Raw genomic sequence first — 15,587 nt, forward strand, 5'->3', positions numbered from 1 at the left:
TGCCTGGCTACTTTACCTGCCCGCCGGAGCCGCTCCGACCGCAGGGACGGCGCGCGCCGCGGTTCGACCCCGTCCGCACGGGCATGACAGACTGAGGGGATGCCGGCGAGCCCCCCACCCCCGCCCGGACCCCCCGAACGGACGGCCCGGCACGGCGCCGCACGCTTCGAGGACTGGGTGCACGAGGTCAGGGAGCGGTTCGCGAGGCGCCGCGGGCACGTCCCGACGGTCGTGCCCTACACGGGGTACGGCTCGACGGACTGGGTCCGCGTGTTCTGCCGGGTCCTCCTTTCGAAGCCCCGCAGCGGTGACGAGCCGAGCGGCCGCCGGCGCCGTCGCCCCGGCCAGGAGAGCATCCGCGGCTGGCGGAGCTTCACGAGCGTCCCCGTCGGCGACGTTCCGGTCGTCATCCGCATCGGCGAGGTCCGCATCGAGGTGCTCGCCGACCGCGGCGGCGTGGTCGATACGAAGATCCCGGTCGAGCTCGCGCCCGGCTGGCACCGCGCCGTGCTCTCGACCGAGGGCTCGGCGGAGGTCGAGGCGCCGATCCTCGTCGTCTCGCCCGACACCGACTTCGGCATCATCTCCGACGTCGACGACACCGTCATGGTGACCGCGCTCCCCCGCCCGCTCGTGGCGGCCTGGAACACCTTCGTGCTGGCCGAGCACGCCCGCATCCCGACGCCCGGCATGGCGGTGCTCTTCGAGCGGCTCGCGCGCTCGCATCCGGGCGCCCCGGTGATCTACCTCTCGACGGGGGCGTGGAACGTCGCGCCGACGCTCACGCGCTTCCTCTCGCGCAACCTCTTCCCCGCCGGCCCCCTGCTCCTCACCGACTGGGGGCCGACGCACGATCGCTGGTTCCGCAGCGGCCGCGCCCACAAGGAGCAGAACTTGCGCCGGCTCGCCGAGGAGTTCCCAGGCATCCGCTGGCTGCTCATCGGGGACGACGGCCAGCACGACGAGGAGCTCTATGCGAGCTTCGCCGAGGACCACCCCGATCGCGTCGCCGCCGTGGCGATCCGACGGCTCTCCACGGGCGAGGCGGTGCTCGCCGGCGGTCGCACGAAGACGGGCGAGCACGACGACGGCATCCCGTGGGTCTCCGCCAGCGACGGGTCCTCGCTCGCCGATCGTCTGGCCGAGGCCGGCGTGCTCACCGGGCGTGGCGGCACCGACGCCTGAGCCGGATCGGCGCGCCGACGCGGCTCGGCACGGGGCTCAGCGCGAACGCGGCCCGGCCTGCTCGCGCGAACGACGGAACCGGAGCAGCCCGCGATTCACCTGCCGCGCCCAGAACGGCCCCCGGTAGATGAACGCCGAGTAGCCCTGCACGAGCGTCGCACCGGCGTCGAGCCGGTCCTGCACGTCGGCTGCCGTCTCGACGCCGCCGACGGAGACGACGCAGAGCTCCGCGGGCACCTCCGCGCGGATGAGCCGGAGCACCTCGAGCGAGCGGGCCGCGAGCGGGGCGCCCGAGAGGCCGCCGGCGCCCTTCGCCTCGACCTCGGCCGCCGGGGTCTTCAGCCCAGCGCGGGAGATCGTCGTGTTCGTCGCGATGATGCCGTCGAGGCCGAGTCGCAGCACGAGCGCGCAGATGCGGCGCACCTCTTCGTCGGCCAGGTCCGGGGCGATCTTCACGAGGAGCGGTGTGCGCCCGGCGGCCGCGCGCACGGCCTCGAGCAGCGGCGCCAGGGCGTCGAGCTCCTGCAGTCCGCGCAGCCCCGGCGTGTTCGGCGAGCTGACGTTCACCACGAGGTAGTCGGCGAAGGGGGCGAGCACGCTCGCGCTGCGCTCGTAGTCGGCGACGGCGTCCTCGACCGCGGTCACCCGGCTCTTGCCGATGTTGACGCCGAGCACGGGCCGGTGGGTGCGTCGGGACAGCCGTGAGAGACGGCCGGCCGCGGCATCCGCACCGCCGTTGTTGAAGCCCATCCGGTTGATCAGGGCCCGGTCTGCGACGAGGCGGAACAGCCGCGGGCGCTCGTTGCCGGGCTGCGCGATCGCGGTGATCGTGCCGACCTCGACGTGACCGAAACCGAGGTTGCCGAGCCCGCGCACGGCGAAGCCGTCCTTGTCGAAGCCCGCCGCGACGCCGAAGGGCGAGGGGAAGCGCAGCCCGAGCGCCTCGACCGCGAGCGCGGGGTCGGGGGCGGTGAACCGCTCGACGAGGCGCCCGAGGCCCAGGGTCGGCAGCGCGCGGATCACGCGGAAGGCGAGGTGGTGCGCGTCTTCGGGGTCGAGCTTCGACAGGAAGAGCGAGAAGAGGAGTCGATACATGCCGCAGCCAGGCTACCGGAGCCGACGCGCCGCTCCGCGCGTCACTCCACGGGGCGTGCCGGCAGCCGGCCGTGCTCCTCGCGCAGCTGCGCGATCGCGGCGTCGAAGTCGTCGAGCGACTCGAACGCCTGGTAGACGCTCGCGAAGCGCAGGTAGGCGACCTCGTCGAGCTCGCGCAGCGGCGGCAGGATGGCGAGGCCGATGTCGTTCGCCTCGATCTGCGAGGCGCCCGTCGAGCGGATGGTCTCCTCGACCTTCTGCGCCAGCACGGCGAGATCGGAATCGGTCACCGGACGGCCCTGGCACGCCTTGCGCACGCCCAGCACGACCTTCTCGCGACTGAACGGCTCGACGACGCCGGAGCGCTTGATGACCACAAGGCTCGCGGTCTCGGTGGTGGAGAAGCGGCGACCGCATTCCGGGCACTGCCGACGACGTCGGATCGAGAGTCCGTCGTCGCTCGTGCGGGAGTCGATGACACGCGAATCTGGGTGGCGGCAGAACGGGCAGTACATGGTGTGCCAAGCCTACCCCCGGGCCGGCGGGCGGGCTCAGCCCTCGGGGAACCGCGCCGTCACGGCCTCGCCGTGGGCGGGCAGGTCCTCCTCGGCGGACAGCGCGGCGATCACCGGTGCGACCTCCCGCAGCGCCCGCTCGTCGTACCGGACGATCTGCTGCGGCCGCAGGAACGTGGCCGCCGACAGCCCGGCGGCGTGCCGCGCCTGGCCGCCCGTCGGCAGCACGTGATTGGAGCCGGCGGCGTAGTCGCCGAGGCTCACGGGCGAGTACGGGCCGAGGAAGATCGCCCCGGCGTTCTCGATGCCGGCGAGCACCGCGTCGGGTTCGCGCACCTGGATCTCGAGGTGCTCCGGTCCGAAGGCGTTCGCGAACGATGCGGCCTGCTCGAGGTCGTCGACGAGCACGAGGGCCGACTGCGCCCCGCCGAGGGCCGCGAGCACGCGTTCGCGGTGCTTCGTCGCCGCCGCCCTGACGGCGAGCCGTTCGAGCACCCGCTCGGCGAAGACCTCGGAGTCGGTCACGAGCACCGAGGCGGCGAGTTCGTCGTGCTCGGCCTGGCTGATCAGGTCGGCGGCGACGAAGTCGGCGTCGGCCGCCTCGTCGGCGATCACCAGGATGTCGGTGGGCCCCGCCTCCGCGTCGATGCCCGTGACCGCGGCGACGACCCGCTTCGCGGCCGCGACGTAGACGTTGCCAGGGCCAGTGACGCGCTGAACCGGATCGAGCCCGAGCTCGTCGACGCCGTAGGCGAAGGCGCCGATCGCGCCCGCGCCGCCCATCGCGTACACCTCGGTGATGCCGAGGAGCGCGGCGACGGCGGCGACCGTCGGGTGGATGCGGCCGCCGTGCGCGGCCTGCGGCGGCGAGGCGAGGGCGATCGAGGCGACCCCGGCGGCCTGCGCGGGCACGACGTTCATCACGACGCTCGAGGGGTAGACGGCCTTGCCGCCGGGCACGTAGAGGCCGACGCGGGCGACCGGCTGCCAGCGCTGCTCCACGACGGCGCCGTCGGCGAGCACGGTGCGCTCGGGCGCGGGCACCTGCGCCGCGCTCGCCGCGCGGACGCGCTCGACGGTCGACTCGACGGCGCGCCGGATCTCGGGGTCGAGCGCGTCGAGCGCCTCGCGCAGCTCCGACTCCGGCACGCGGATCGCCGGCGGGCGCACCCGGTCCAGCCGCTCAGCCTGGGCGAGCAGCGCCTGCTCGCCGTGCTCGCGGACCTCCTCGACGAGCGTGCGCGCGGTCTCGAGCGCGGCTGACACGTCGGTGGCGGCACGGGGCACGAGCGCGAGCAGCTCGCGCTGGGTCGGACGGGTTCCGCGGAGATCGATCGTTCGCAGCATCAGGGCTCCAGCCTAGCGAGGCCGGGGCCAGAGACCGCGCGGCTCAGCTCAGGCAGTTGGGGCCGAGCAGGCTCTTCAGCTCGCCGTAGAAGTCGGCCGTCACTCGCACGGGATGCGGCACCTCGAAGACGCGCGCCGTTCCGCCCTTCAGGAGCCGGAGCCGCACCTCGGTGTCGCCGCGGTGCCGCGCCAGCACCTCGCCGAGCGCCGTGATCGTGTCGGTCGTCGCGCGCACGTCCTGCAGCGAGATCATCACGGGCCCGGTCTCGTCGCCCTGCCCGAGATCGGGGGTGAAGACGCTGAAGGCGTGCAGGTTCATGCCGTCGTCACGCATGCTGACCCGGCCGCGGACGACCGCGATCGAGTCGGCCTGCAGCCCCGGGGCGAACTCCTGGTACGCCTTGCCCATGAACATGACGGTGATCTCGCCGGAGAAGTCCTCGACCTGGATCATGCCGTACTGGTTGCCGGAGGACTTCGCGATGCGGTGCTGCACGCTCGTCACGAGACCGGCGACCACCACGGTGTCGCCGTCCTGCGTGTGCTCCGAACTCATGAGGTCGGCGATGCTCGTGGAGGCGTGCTTCGCGAGCGGCACCTCGAGGCCGGCGAGCGGATGGTCGGAGACGTAGAGCCCGAGCATCTCGCGCTCGAACGCGAGCTTGGTGCTCTTCGGCCACTCGGGCCGCGGCGGCACCTGCGAGGTGGACTCGGAGCGTTCGCCCTCGTCGAAGAGGTCGTCGAAGTTGAAGCCGGCCTGACCCGTCGCTTCGACGCGCTTCGTCGCCACGGCGCCGTCGACCGCCGATTCGTGCGTCTCGATGAGCGCGCGCCGGGTGTCGCCCAGCGAGTCGAAGGCGCCCGCCTTGATCAGCGACTCGACCGTGCGCTTGTTCGCCACCTGCAGCGGCGACTTCTTCAGGAAGTCGTGGAACGACTCGAAGCGGCCCTTCTCGTCGCGGGCGGCGCGGATCGCGTCGACGACGTTGAACCCGACGTTGCGCACCGCGCCGAGGCCGAAGCGGATGTCGTCCCCGACGGCGGCGAAGAAGCCGATCGACTCGTTCACATCGGGCGGCAGCACCTTGATGCCCATGCGGCGGCACTCGTTGAGGTAGAGCGCGAGCTTGTCGCGGGCGTCGCCGACGCTCGTGAGGAGGGCGGCCATGTACTCGGCCGGGTAGTGCGCCTTGAGGTAGGCCGTCCAGTAGCTCAGCACCCCGTACGCGGCCGAGTGGGCCTTGTTGAACGCGTAGTCGGAGAAGGGCAGCAGGATGTCCCAGAGCGTCTTGATCGCGGCCTCGGAGTAGCCGTTGTCGAGCATGCCCTGCGAGAAGCCCGCGTACTGCTTGTCGAGCTCGGACTTCTTCTTCTTGCCCATCGCGCGGCGGAGGATGTCGGCCTGACCGAGCGAGAAGCCGGCCACCCGCTGCGCGATCGCCATCACCTGCTCCTGGTAGATGATGAGGCCGTAGCTCGTCTCGAGGATGTCCTTCAGCGGCTCGGCGAGCTCGGGATGGATCGGCGTGATCTCCTGCAGCCCGTTCTTGCGGAGCGCGTAGTTCGTATGCGAGTTCGCGCCCATGGGGCCGGGCCGGTACAGCGCGATGACCGCCGAGATGTCTTCGAAGTTGTCGGGCTTCATGAGCCGCAGCAGCGAGCGCATCGGGCCGCCGTCGAGCTGGAACACGCCGAGCGTGTCGCCGCGCGACAGCAGCTCGTACGCCGGCTGGTCGTCGAGCGCCAGGTCTTCGAGCACCGGGCGGAAGCCCCGGTTCGCCTCGATGTTGTCGAGCGCGTCGTCGATGATCGTGAGGTTGCGCAGCCCCAGGAAGTCCATCTTGATGAGCCCGAGCGACTCGCAGGCGGGGTAGTCGAACTGCGTGACGATCTGGCCGTCCTGCTCGCGCTTCATGATCGGGATGATGTCGATCAGCGGGTCGCTCGACATGATCACGCCGGCCGCGTGCACGCCCCACTGGCGCTTCAGGTTCTCGAGCCCGAGGGCGGTGTCGAAGACGGTGCGGGCCTCGGGGTCGGTCTCGATGATCGCCCGGATGTCGCCCGCCTCCTTGTAGCGCGGGTGCTCCTTGTCGACGATGCCCGAGAGCGGGATGTCCTTACCCATCACCGCCGGCGGCATCGCCTTGGTGAGCTTCTCGCCCATCGAGAAGGGGAAGCCGAGCACGCGCCCCGAGTCCTTCAGCGCCTGCTTCGCCTTGATCGTGCCGTAGGTGACGATCTGCGCGACGCGCTCCTCGCCGTACTTCTCGGTCACGTACTTGATGACTTCGCCGCGACGACGCTCGTCGAAGTCGACGTCGAAGTCGGGCATCGAGACGCGGTCGGGGTTCAGGAAGCGCTCGAAGATGAGGCCGTGCTGGAGCGGGTCGAGGTCGGTGATCTTCATCGCGTAGGCCGCCATCGAGCCGGCGCCGGAGCCGCGGCCCGGGCCCACCCGGATGCCGTTCTCCTTCGACCAGTTGATGAAGTCCGCGACGACGAGGAAGTAGCCGGGGAAGCCCATCTGGCTGATGACGCCGACCTCGTAGTCGGCCTGCTTGCGGACGTCGGCCGGGATGCCGTTCGGGTAGCGCAGGTGCAGCCCCTTCTCGACCTCCTTCACGAACCAGCTCTCCTCGTTCTCGCCCTCGGGAACGGGGAAGCGCGGCATGTAGTTCGCGCTCGTGTTGAACTGCACGTCGCAGCGCTCGGCGATCGCGAGCGTGTTGTCGCACGCCTCGGGGTGGTCGCGGAAGAGGTGGCGCATCTCGGCGGCGGTCTTCAGGTAGAACTCGTCGGCGTCGAACTTGAAGCGGTTCGGGTCGTCGAGCGTCGAACCGGACTGCACGCACAGCAGCGCGGCGTGGCTCTTGGCGTCGTGCGCGTGCGTGTAGTGCAGGTCGTTCGTCGCGACGAGCGGGAGCCCGAGGTCTTTCGCGAGCCGGAACAGGTCGTCCATGATGCGCTTCTCGATGCCCAGACCGTGGTCCATGATCTCGCAGAAGAAGTTCTCGCGACCGAAGATGTCGCGGAACTCGGCGGCCGCCTTCACCGCCTCGTCGTACTGGCCCAGGCGGAGCCGGGTCTGCACCTCGCCGGAGGGGCAGCCGGTCGTGGCGATGAGCCCCTTCGAGTAGGTCTGCAGCAGCTCGCGGTCCATGCGGGGCTTGAAGTAGTAGCCCTCGATCGAGGCCCGGCTCGAGAGCCGGAACAGGTTGTGCATGCCCTCGGTCGTCTCGGAGAGCAGCGTCATGTGCGTGTACGCACCGGAGCCGGAGACGTCGTCGCCGCCGCCGTCGCCCCAGCGCACACGGGTCTTGTCGCGCCGGTCGGTGCGCGGCGTGAGGTACGCCTCGGTGCCGATGATCGGCTTGATGCCGGCGTCGGTCGCCTGCTTCCAGAAGTCGTAGGCGCCGAACACGTTGCCGTGGTCGGTGACGGCCACGGCGGGCATCTCGTGCCCTTGGGCGGCCTTGATGAGCTCCCCGATTCTCGCGGCGCCGTCGAGCATCGAGTACTCGGAGTGGACGTGCAGATGAACGAAGGAATCGGCGGCCACGGGGCTCCTCATCGGGTGGTGCTGCTGGTGGATCTGGGGTGTGCTGCGAGTCTACGGCGACCCTCCCACACCGTGGGCGGCGACGGCTCAGTCGGCGCGCAGGAGCTCGAGCGCGCGGGCGAGATCGGCCGGGTACTCCGACTCGTACGTCGCCCACTCCCCCGTGCCGGGGTGGGTGAAGGCGAGCTGCTTGGCGTGCAGCCACTGGCGCTCGAGCCCGAGCCGGGCCGAGATCGTGGGGTCGGCGCCGTACATCGCGTCGCCGACGCAGGGATGCCGCTGCGCCGCCATATGTACGCGGATCTGGTGGGTGCGCCCGGTCTCGAGGTGCACTTCGAGCAGCGACGCGGAGGGGAAGGCCTCGAGCGTCTCGTAGTGGGTGACCGCGTGCTTGCCGTCGGCGACGACCGCGAACTTCCATTCGGAGCGCGGATGACGGCCCACGGGCGCGTCGATCGTGCCGACGAACGGGTCGGGGTGCCCCTGCACCACCGTGTGGTAGATCTTCTCCACCTCGCGGTCGTGGAAGGCGCGCTTCAGCGCCGTGTAGGCCCGCTCGGACTTCGCGACCACCATGAGCCCGCTCGTGCCGGCGTCGAGGCGGTGCACCACGCCCTGCCGCTCCGGCGCACCGGAGGTCGAGATGCGGAAGCCCGCCGCGGCGAGGGCGCCGACGACGGTCGGCCCGGTCCAGCCGAGCGAGGGATGCGCGGCGACGCCGGCCGGCTTGTCGACCACGACGAGTTCGTCGTCGTCGTGGACGATGCCGAGCTCGGGCACCGCGATCGGCTCGACCTCGAGGGTGCGCGGCGGCTCCCAGCTCACTTCGAGCCAGGCTCCGGCGCGCAGGCGGTCGGACTTGCCGGCGACCGCGCCGTCGAGGAGCACGCCGCCGGCCGAGGCGACCTCGGCCGCCTGCGTGCGCGAGAAGCCGAGCAGCTTCGCGAGCCCCTGATCGACGCGCGCGCCCTCGAGCCCGTCCGGGACGGGCAGGGAGCGGTGCTCCATCAGGACTCGCTCGGTCGGGGCGCCGAGAGGCTGGCCCGCGGCCCGGCCTCGGTCTCGCCCCCTGGCTCGGCATCCGCGCTCGTCTGGGGCTCGGCCGCGACGGACTCGCTCGCCTTCGCGCCCTTCGGCCGACGCTCCTCGCGTGAGCCGTCGAGCCCGATGCCGCGGATCGTCAGGATCATGAACAGCGCCATGCTCGACACGATCGAGATGTCGGCGACGTTGTAGATCGCGGGGAGCATCCACGGCGTCGAGATGAAGTCGACGACATGGCCGAGCCCGAAGCTCGGCTCACGGAACAGCCGGTCGGTCAGATTGCCGAGCACACCGCCGAGCAGCAGCCCGAAGACCATTGCCCAGGCCACCGACTTGATGCGCCGAGCGAACCAGATGATGAAGGTGATGACGCCGGCCGCGAGGATCGTGAAGATCCAGGTCATCCCGCTCGCGAGCGAGAACGCCGCACCCGGGTTCCGCACGAACTGGAACTCGAGCACCTGCCCGAGCACCTGGACCGTCTCGCCCTCGGTGAGGTTCGAGACGACCAGGTACTTGCTCAGCTGGTCGAGGCCGTACGCCACGACGGCGGCGCCGGCCAGGACCAGGAGTGCGGTGGTGGTGCCGACCTTCGCGCTGCGCTCAGGCGCCAAAGCCCTGGAAGGTGGGCGCCGGCTGCTCGCCCTGCGCCGAGGCGCTCACGGGGGCCGAGAAGCCCTGGTTGCCCGAGACCTGCACCGGCGAGGCGGTGTCGAGGTCGCGCAGCTGACCCTCGATGTAGCTCTTCAGCTTCTGGCGGTACTCGCGCTCGAAGACGCGCAGCTCGTCGACCCGCTTCTCGAGCGCGACGCGCTCCTGGTCGAGGATGCCGATCTGCTGGCGCTGCTTCGCCTCGGCCTCGGCGACGAGACGGGCCGCGGTCGCGTGCCCCTCGGCGATGAGCGCGTCGCGCTTCTCGACGCCCTCGCGCACGTGCTCCTCGTGGAGCCGGCGGGCGAGCTGGAGGAGGTTCGTCGTCGACGTCTGCTCGTCGAGCTCCGACTGCGGGGTCGGCTGCTGCGTCGGCACGGCGACGGTGGCCGGCTGCGAAACGGGCTCGGTGAACGCGGCGGGCGCGGGGGCCGCCGGCGCCGGCGCCGCCGGCTGGTCGGAGGTGCGGGCCTCTGCGGCGGCGAGGCGCTGACGCAGCTCCTCGTTCTCCTGGTTCAGTCGGCGCAGCTCGACGACCACCTCATCGAGGAAATCGTCGACCTCGTCCTGGTCGTAGCCCTCACGGAACTTCGTCGCCTGGAAGCGCTTGTTGACCACATCTTCCGGAGTTAGCGCCATGGCTGCTCACCCTCAAATCTGTCGAAACTGTCGAACTGTCGGATCACGTTCAGGTTACGGTACCACCCGCGTTCGGGCGACCGCAGGGCCGATCGTCTCGGCCTGCAATGCTCGCAGGAGATCGTCAGCCAGCGAGCGCGGTGACCTGCGAGAGCCAGGAGACCACGGTCATCGCCACGATGACGATGAGCATGGCCAGGCTCCACGCCAGGTCGAGCGCCACGGGACCGAGGCGCAACGGCGGCACGAGCCGCCGGAAGAACTTGATGAGCGGATCGGTGATCGTGTACACGGCCTCGACCACGACCAGCCAGCCGCCGCGCGGCCGCCAGCTGCGGTTGAAGGTGCGCACGAGATCGAGCACGAACCGCCCCCACATCACGAAGAAGTAGATGAGCAGCAGCGTCGAGAGGATGCTCCAGACGACGGAGAGGGCGCCCACCGCCGGCTACGCGCGCGTGAAGAACGACGCATCCACGTCGTCGTCGGCCTCGCCGCTCTCGCCGGAGATCACGACGTGCGCCGGCGAGAGCAGGAACACCTTGCTCGTGACGCGCTCGATCTTGCCGGAGAGGCCCTGCGAGAGCCCGCTCGCGAAGTCGATGAGGCGACGGGCGTCGTTGTCGGACATCTGCGACAGGTTGATGATCACTGGCACCCCCTCGCGGAAGGACTCGGCGATCACCTGGGCGTCGCGGTACTGGCGCGGATGCACCGTGAGAATCTCGTTCATCTCCACCTGGGGGGCGACCGGCTGGATGTGCTGCTTGCGCAGCGGCGTCACCGGCGCCTGCTTCGGGGCGGCAGCCGCGACGGGCGCGGCCTGGGCGGGTGCAGCCGGGGCCGCCGCTGCGGCCTGCTGCTGGGGAGCCTCGGTCTCGAGCTCCTCGTCGGCGAGGCCGAGGTAGACCATGGTCTTCTTGAGCGGGTTCGACATCGCTGCCCTCCGGTGTTCTTCGTCTCTTCGAGGTTAACCGCGCTCCGGGCGATTCCCCGTGATTGCGGTACCGATGCGCAGGTGTGTCGCACCCTCGGCGATCGCATCGGCGTAGTCGTGCGACATCCCCATCGACAGCGCGCCCGCCTCGGGGGCGAGCCGCTGCACGCGCTCGGAGAGCTCGCGGACCCTGGCGAACGCAGGCCGCGCCGGTTCGTCGAGCGGCGCGACGGCCATGAGGCCGAGGAGCCGCAGCCCAGGCGTCGCGAGCACGTGCTCCACGAGCGGCTCGAGCTCGGCGGGAGCCACGCCCCCGCGGCCCGGGTCGTCGGTGAGGTTGAGCTGCACGAAGCAGTCGACGCTCGTCTCCTCCGAGCGCAGCACGTCGACGAGGGCGGCCCGGTCGATCGAGTGGATGACCGAGGCGTACGCCCTGACCTGCCTGGCTTTCTTGCTCTGCAACTGCCCGACGAAGTGCCAGCGGAGCTCGAGCTCGGCGAGCTCCGCCGCCTTCACCTGCGCCTCCTGGTGCCGGTTCTCCCCCACGTCGCGCACCCCGAGCTCGAAGAGCTCGCGCACGAGCGAGGCGGGATGGAACTTCGTCACGACGATCGTCGTGAGCTCCTCGGGCGAGCGGCCGACCGCGGTCGCGGCATCCGAGATGCCGGCACGGACCGCGGTCAGCCGGTCGGCGAGCTCGCTCACTTCAGGAAGTCGGGGATGTCGAGGTCGTCGCCGTCGTCGTCGAAGGCCGGGTCGGAGACGATCTGGTCGGCGGTGCTCGCGGTGGTCTCCGACGAGCCCCAGCTCGCCGTCTCGACGAGCTCGTCGATGTCGATCTCGGCGATCGGGTCGCCGGGCTCGCCCGAGCCGAGCACCCCGGCCGCTCCGACGGCCGCACCGACCGCCGCGGGGACGGCGGTCTGCTGACGCGCCTCGACCGCCTGCTTCGGCTGCGGCTCTCCCCCGTCGAAGCCCGCGGCGATGACGGTGACGCGCACCTCGTCGCCGAGGGTGTCGTCGATGACGGCGCCGAAGATGATGTTCGCCTCGGGGTGCACGGCCTCCTGCACGAGCCGCGCGGCGTCGTTGATCTCGAAGATGCCGAGGTTCGAACCGCCCTGGATCGAGAGCAGCACGCCGTGCGCCCCGTCGATGGAGGCCTCGAGCAACGGACTTGCGACGGCGAGCTCCGCCGCCTTGATCGCCCGATCCGCCCCTCTCGAGGAGCCGATCCCCATGAGCGCGGAGCCCGCGCCCTGCATGACGCTCTTCACGTCGGCGAAGTCGAGGTTGATGAGGCCGGGGGTTGTGATGAGGTCGGTGATGCCCTGGACACCGGCGAGGAGCACCTGGTCCGCGGTCGAGAACGCCTCGAGCATCGAGATGCCGCGGTCGCTGATCTCGAGCAGCCGGTCGTTCGGCACCACAATGAGGGTGTCGACCTCTTCCTTCAGGCGCGCCACGCCCTGCTCGGCCTGCGTCTGCCGGCGCTTGCCCTCGAAGCTGAACGGCTTGGTGACGACACCGATCGTGAGCGCGCCGATCGACTTCGCGATGCGCGCGACGACCGGGGCGCCGCCGGTGCCGGTGCCGCCGCCCTCGCCCGCGGTCACGAAGACCATGTCGGCGCCGGCGAGCGCCTCCTCGATCTCCTCCGCGTGGTCCTCGGCCGCACGACGGCCGACCTCGGGATCGGCGCCGGCGCCGAGTCCGCGGGTGAGGTCGCGACCCACGTCGAGCTTGACGTCGGCGTCACTCAGCAGCAGCGCCTGGGCATCGGTGTTGATGGCGATGAACTCGACGCCGCGCAGGCCCAGCTCGATCATGCGGTTGACGGCGTTGACGCCGCCGCCGCCGATGCCGACGACCTTGATGACGGCGAGGTAGTTCTGGTTTGTCGACATGTTCGGCCTTCCCTGGGAACCTTGAACCTCAAGTCGAAGGTTAAAGTTTTGCTGAGTATGCAATTCCTGAGAACGACGGTAGGTCCCCCGCCCCGCCTGCGCGACGACGACACACCGCGTGTCGCGAACGGATGGCCCGATTCGTGCTCCCCAGCACTGAATCCGCCCCGTCGACGCCGGATCAGTCGGTGACGGGGCTCGTCGGCGCCGAGACGTCGTACAGGCCGACCGAGTCCGGAGCGGCGTTCTTCATCAGCCCAGCGAGCACGACCGCCTTCAGCGCCGAGTCCTCAGCGCTCCCCCACACGACCGAGGCGCCGCTCGAGAGCTCGAGGCGCACGTCGTCCGCCGTCTCGGCGGTGACCCGCACGAGCTGGCTCCGGATGTCGTCCGGCAGCGCGCGCACGACGCCGGCCGCCGCGCGGAACCCGGCCCCGTTCGTCGCGCCGGCCTCGATGAGCGGCTGGCCCTCCGGGCGTTCGGCCGGGCGGTCGATGACGACGCCGGCGGCGTCGACAAGCTCGAGCCCCTCGGCTCCCTGCACCACGCCCACCGGCGTGCGCTCGGTGATGCGGACGATGAGCGTGCCGGGCGGCACCAGTTCGGTCGAGTAGGTCTCGATGAGCGGGAAGGCACGGAGCGCGGTGTTCACCTCGCCGGAGCCGATGAGCGGCAGCGGCGTGCCCAGCTCGCCCTCGAAGGCGGCCTGGATCTGCTCCGGTGGAATCCGGGAGGCGCCCTCGACGCGCACCTCGCGCAGCGCCATGGCCGGCGAGTAGGCGATGGCGAGCACCCCGCCGACGAAGAGCGCCGCAGCGCCGATCCCGATCAGCCACGCCCGCCGGCGACGACGCGTGTGCGCCGTGAACCGGCGGACCTCGCGGCGCTCGTAGCTGCGCCTCGCGCGCTCGGCCGCGGCCAGCGCCTTCCGCGCCGCCCGGGCCTCCGCGGCGGCCGAGGCGGCGGGCGACGGACGCTCGGGCTCGGATGCCGGCGCGTCGGCGTCGCCGCGCTCCACAGGGTTCGAGGCCGGCGGCGCCACGAGCGGCGCGGTGCCGAGCGGGACCGTCGCGTTCGGATCGCCGCCGACGACGGGCACGGGTGCGGTGACGGCATCCGGCTCGATGCGCTCGACGCCGCCCCGCCGGAGCGAGACCGGCGCGGGCGCCCGCGGCTCGCTCGGCGCGGGCCGGTCACGACCGGGGCGCGGCGCACGCGGCCCGTCGAACCCCTGCGGCCGCTTCACACGAGCCCCGAGTTCACCCGCGCTGCCGCTCGAGCGAGGCGAGCAGCTGCGGGACGATGCGGTAGACGTCGCCGCAGCCGAGGGTGATCACGAAGTCGCCGTCGCGCGCGATCTGCGCCGTGTGGTCGGCGGCCTCCTGCCAGTCGGCGATGAACGCCACCCGCTCGGCGTCGTCGAAGCGCTCGCTCACGAGCGCCCCGGTGACGCCGGGGACCGGGTCCTCCCTCGCGCCGTAGACGTCGAGCACGACGGTCTCGTCGGCGTACTGCTCGAGCACCTCGGCGAACTCCTTGGCGAAGGCCTGCGTGCGGCTGTAGGTGTGCGGCTGGTGCACCGCGATGATCCGCCCATCGCCCACGACCGTGCGTGCGGCCGCGAGGGCCGCGGCGACCTCGGTCGGGTGGTGGGCGTAGTCGTCGTAGACGCTGACCCCGCCGACCGTGCCGTGCAGCTCGAATCGGCGGCCGGTCCCGGCGAAGCCGGCGATCCCGTCGAGCGCGAGCTGCGGGTCGAAGCCGAGGCCCACCAGCACCGCGAACGCGCCGGCGGCGTTGATCGCGTTGTGCCGGCCGGGGACGCGCAGCCGGGCCCGGTACTCGGCGCCGCGGTAGCTCAGCGCGAAGGCGACCGGGCCGTCGGTCTCGATCGAGTGCACGCGCACCGTCGCCCCCTCGGCCTCACCGAAGCTCACGATGTTCGCGTGCGAGAGCCGCTCGGTGACGCGGAGCGCACCGGCGTCGTCCGAGGAGATCACGACGAGCTCGCGCGCCCGGTCGGCGAAGTCGACGAACGCCTGCTCGAAGGCCTCGCGCGAGCCGTAGTGGTCGAGGTGATCGGGGTCGACGTTCGTGATGAGCGCGACCGAGGTGTCGTAGAGCAGGAAGGAGCCGTCGGACTCGTCGGCCTCGACGACGAACAGTTCGCCGTCGCCCGCGGCCGCGCTCACGCCGAGCCCTTCGATGACCCCGCCGTTCACGAAGTTCGGCCGGGCGCCGAGCGCCAGCAGGCCGGTGACGATCATGCCCGTCGAGGTCGTCTTGCCGTGCGCGCCCGCGACGGACACGAGCCGGCGGCCGCCGATGAGCGCCGCGAGCGCCTGCGAGCGGTGCAGCACCGGCACCCCGCGCTCGAGCGCGAGCTGGTACTCGGGGTTGTCCTGCCAGAGCGCACCGGTCACGACGACGGTGTCGACATCGTCGGGGAGGTTGGCCGCGTCGTGGCCGATGGCGATCTCCGCGCCGAGCTCACGCAGCGCCTGCACGTTCGCCGAGTCCCGCACGTCGGACCCGGTCACGCGGTGCCCGTCGCCGAGCACGAGTCGCGCGATGCCGCTCATGCCGGAACCGCCGATGCCGACGAAGTGCACGTTGCCGAGCTCGGCGGGGATCTCGGTGGAGGGGTCGGGCTTGATCGTCACGTCGGGTGGCTCTTCCTCGCTGGTCGGTGTTCTCGGGAGCTC

14 protein-coding genes are annotated in these 15,587 nt (G+C 71.4%); 1 reads left to right on the forward strand and 13 read right to left on the reverse strand.

The window, feature by feature from the left end; all coding sequences use genetic code 11:
* Window positions 1-99 precede the first annotated feature (99 nt).
* Window positions 100-1,185, forward strand: coding sequence for an App1 family protein (locus ACFWE1_RS12130; protein WP_376933688.1), 1,086 nt, complete (start codon window positions 100-102; stop codon window positions 1,183-1,185).
* A gap of 36 nt (window positions 1,186-1,221) precedes the next feature.
* Here ACFWE1_RS12130 and ACFWE1_RS12135 read toward each other — a convergent pair whose 3' ends face one another.
* The 13 genes from ACFWE1_RS12135 to murC form a co-directional block, all read right to left on the reverse strand.
* Window positions 1,222-2,280, reverse strand: coding sequence for a quinone-dependent dihydroorotate dehydrogenase (locus ACFWE1_RS12135; RefSeq protein ID WP_376933689.1), 1,059 nt, complete (start codon window positions 2,278-2,280; stop codon window positions 1,222-1,224).
* A gap of 41 nt (window positions 2,281-2,321) precedes the next feature.
* Window positions 2,322-2,795: a transcriptional regulator NrdR gene (gene nrdR / locus ACFWE1_RS12140; protein WP_189086504.1), complete on the reverse strand. Its 474-nt coding sequence runs from the start codon at window positions 2,793-2,795 to the stop codon at window positions 2,322-2,324.
* 36 nt (window positions 2,796-2,831) lie between these two features.
* Window positions 2,832-4,142: a histidinol dehydrogenase gene (hisD, locus tag ACFWE1_RS12145; protein WP_376933690.1), complete on the reverse strand. Its 1,311-nt coding sequence runs from the start codon at window positions 4,140-4,142 to the stop codon at window positions 2,832-2,834.
* Between the two features lie 43 nt (window positions 4,143-4,185).
* A complete protein-coding gene (dnaE, locus tag ACFWE1_RS12150) occupies window positions 4,186-7,656 on the reverse strand; it encodes a DNA polymerase III subunit alpha (RefSeq protein ID WP_376933776.1) in 3,471 nt (1,156 codons plus the stop codon).
* A 135-nt stretch (window positions 7,657-7,791) separates the two neighbouring features.
* A complete protein-coding gene (locus ACFWE1_RS12155; RefSeq protein WP_376933691.1) occupies window positions 7,792-8,712 on the reverse strand; it encodes an RluA family pseudouridine synthase in 921 nt (306 codons plus the stop codon).
* On the reverse strand, window positions 8,712-9,362 hold the full coding sequence (gene lspA / locus ACFWE1_RS12160) for a signal peptidase II (RefSeq protein ID WP_376933692.1): 651 nt from the start codon (window positions 9,360-9,362) through the stop codon (window positions 8,712-8,714). Before lspA ends, ACFWE1_RS12155 begins: the two co-directional genes overlap by 1 nt.
* Window positions 9,352-10,038, reverse strand: coding sequence for a DivIVA domain-containing protein (locus ACFWE1_RS12165; RefSeq protein ID WP_376933693.1), 687 nt, complete (start codon window positions 10,036-10,038; stop codon window positions 9,352-9,354). The genes lspA and ACFWE1_RS12165 overlap by 11 nt, the downstream gene beginning before the upstream one ends.
* A 124-nt stretch (window positions 10,039-10,162) precedes the next feature.
* Complete coding sequence (locus ACFWE1_RS12170) at window positions 10,163-10,480, reverse strand: YggT family protein (RefSeq protein ID WP_376933694.1); 318 nt, start codon at window positions 10,478-10,480, stop codon at window positions 10,163-10,165.
* A 6-nt stretch (window positions 10,481-10,486) separates the two neighbouring features.
* Window positions 10,487-10,975, reverse strand: coding sequence for a cell division protein SepF (locus ACFWE1_RS12175; protein WP_243568521.1), 489 nt, complete (start codon window positions 10,973-10,975; stop codon window positions 10,487-10,489).
* A 33-nt stretch (window positions 10,976-11,008) separates the two neighbouring features.
* The gene (locus ACFWE1_RS12180; RefSeq protein WP_376933695.1) at window positions 11,009-11,680 is read right to left on the reverse strand and encodes a YggS family pyridoxal phosphate-dependent enzyme; all 672 of its coding nucleotides are present in this window, start codon (window positions 11,678-11,680) and stop codon (window positions 11,009-11,011) included.
* On the reverse strand, window positions 11,677-12,882 hold the full coding sequence (gene ftsZ / locus ACFWE1_RS12185; protein WP_376933696.1) for a cell division protein FtsZ: 1,206 nt from the start codon (window positions 12,880-12,882) through the stop codon (window positions 11,677-11,679). The genes ACFWE1_RS12180 and ftsZ overlap by 4 nt, the downstream gene beginning before the upstream one ends.
* Window positions 12,883-13,063: 181 nt before the next feature.
* Window positions 13,064-14,128 carry an FtsQ-type POTRA domain-containing protein gene (locus tag ACFWE1_RS12190; protein ID WP_376933697.1) on the reverse strand — a complete coding sequence of 355 codons (1,065 nt, stop codon included), beginning with the start codon at window positions 14,126-14,128 and terminating at the stop codon, window positions 13,064-13,066.
* Between the two features lie 13 nt (window positions 14,129-14,141).
* Window positions 14,142-15,545, reverse strand: a complete 1,404-nt coding sequence (murC, locus tag ACFWE1_RS12195) for a UDP-N-acetylmuramate--L-alanine ligase (RefSeq protein ID WP_376933698.1) — start codon at window positions 15,543-15,545, stop codon at window positions 14,142-14,144.
* Between the last annotated feature and the right edge of the window lie 42 nt (window positions 15,546-15,587).

This window comes from Agromyces sp. NPDC060279, assembly GCF_042726785.1.
Taxonomy (GTDB): domain Bacteria; phylum Actinomycetota; class Actinomycetes; order Actinomycetales; family Microbacteriaceae; genus Agromyces.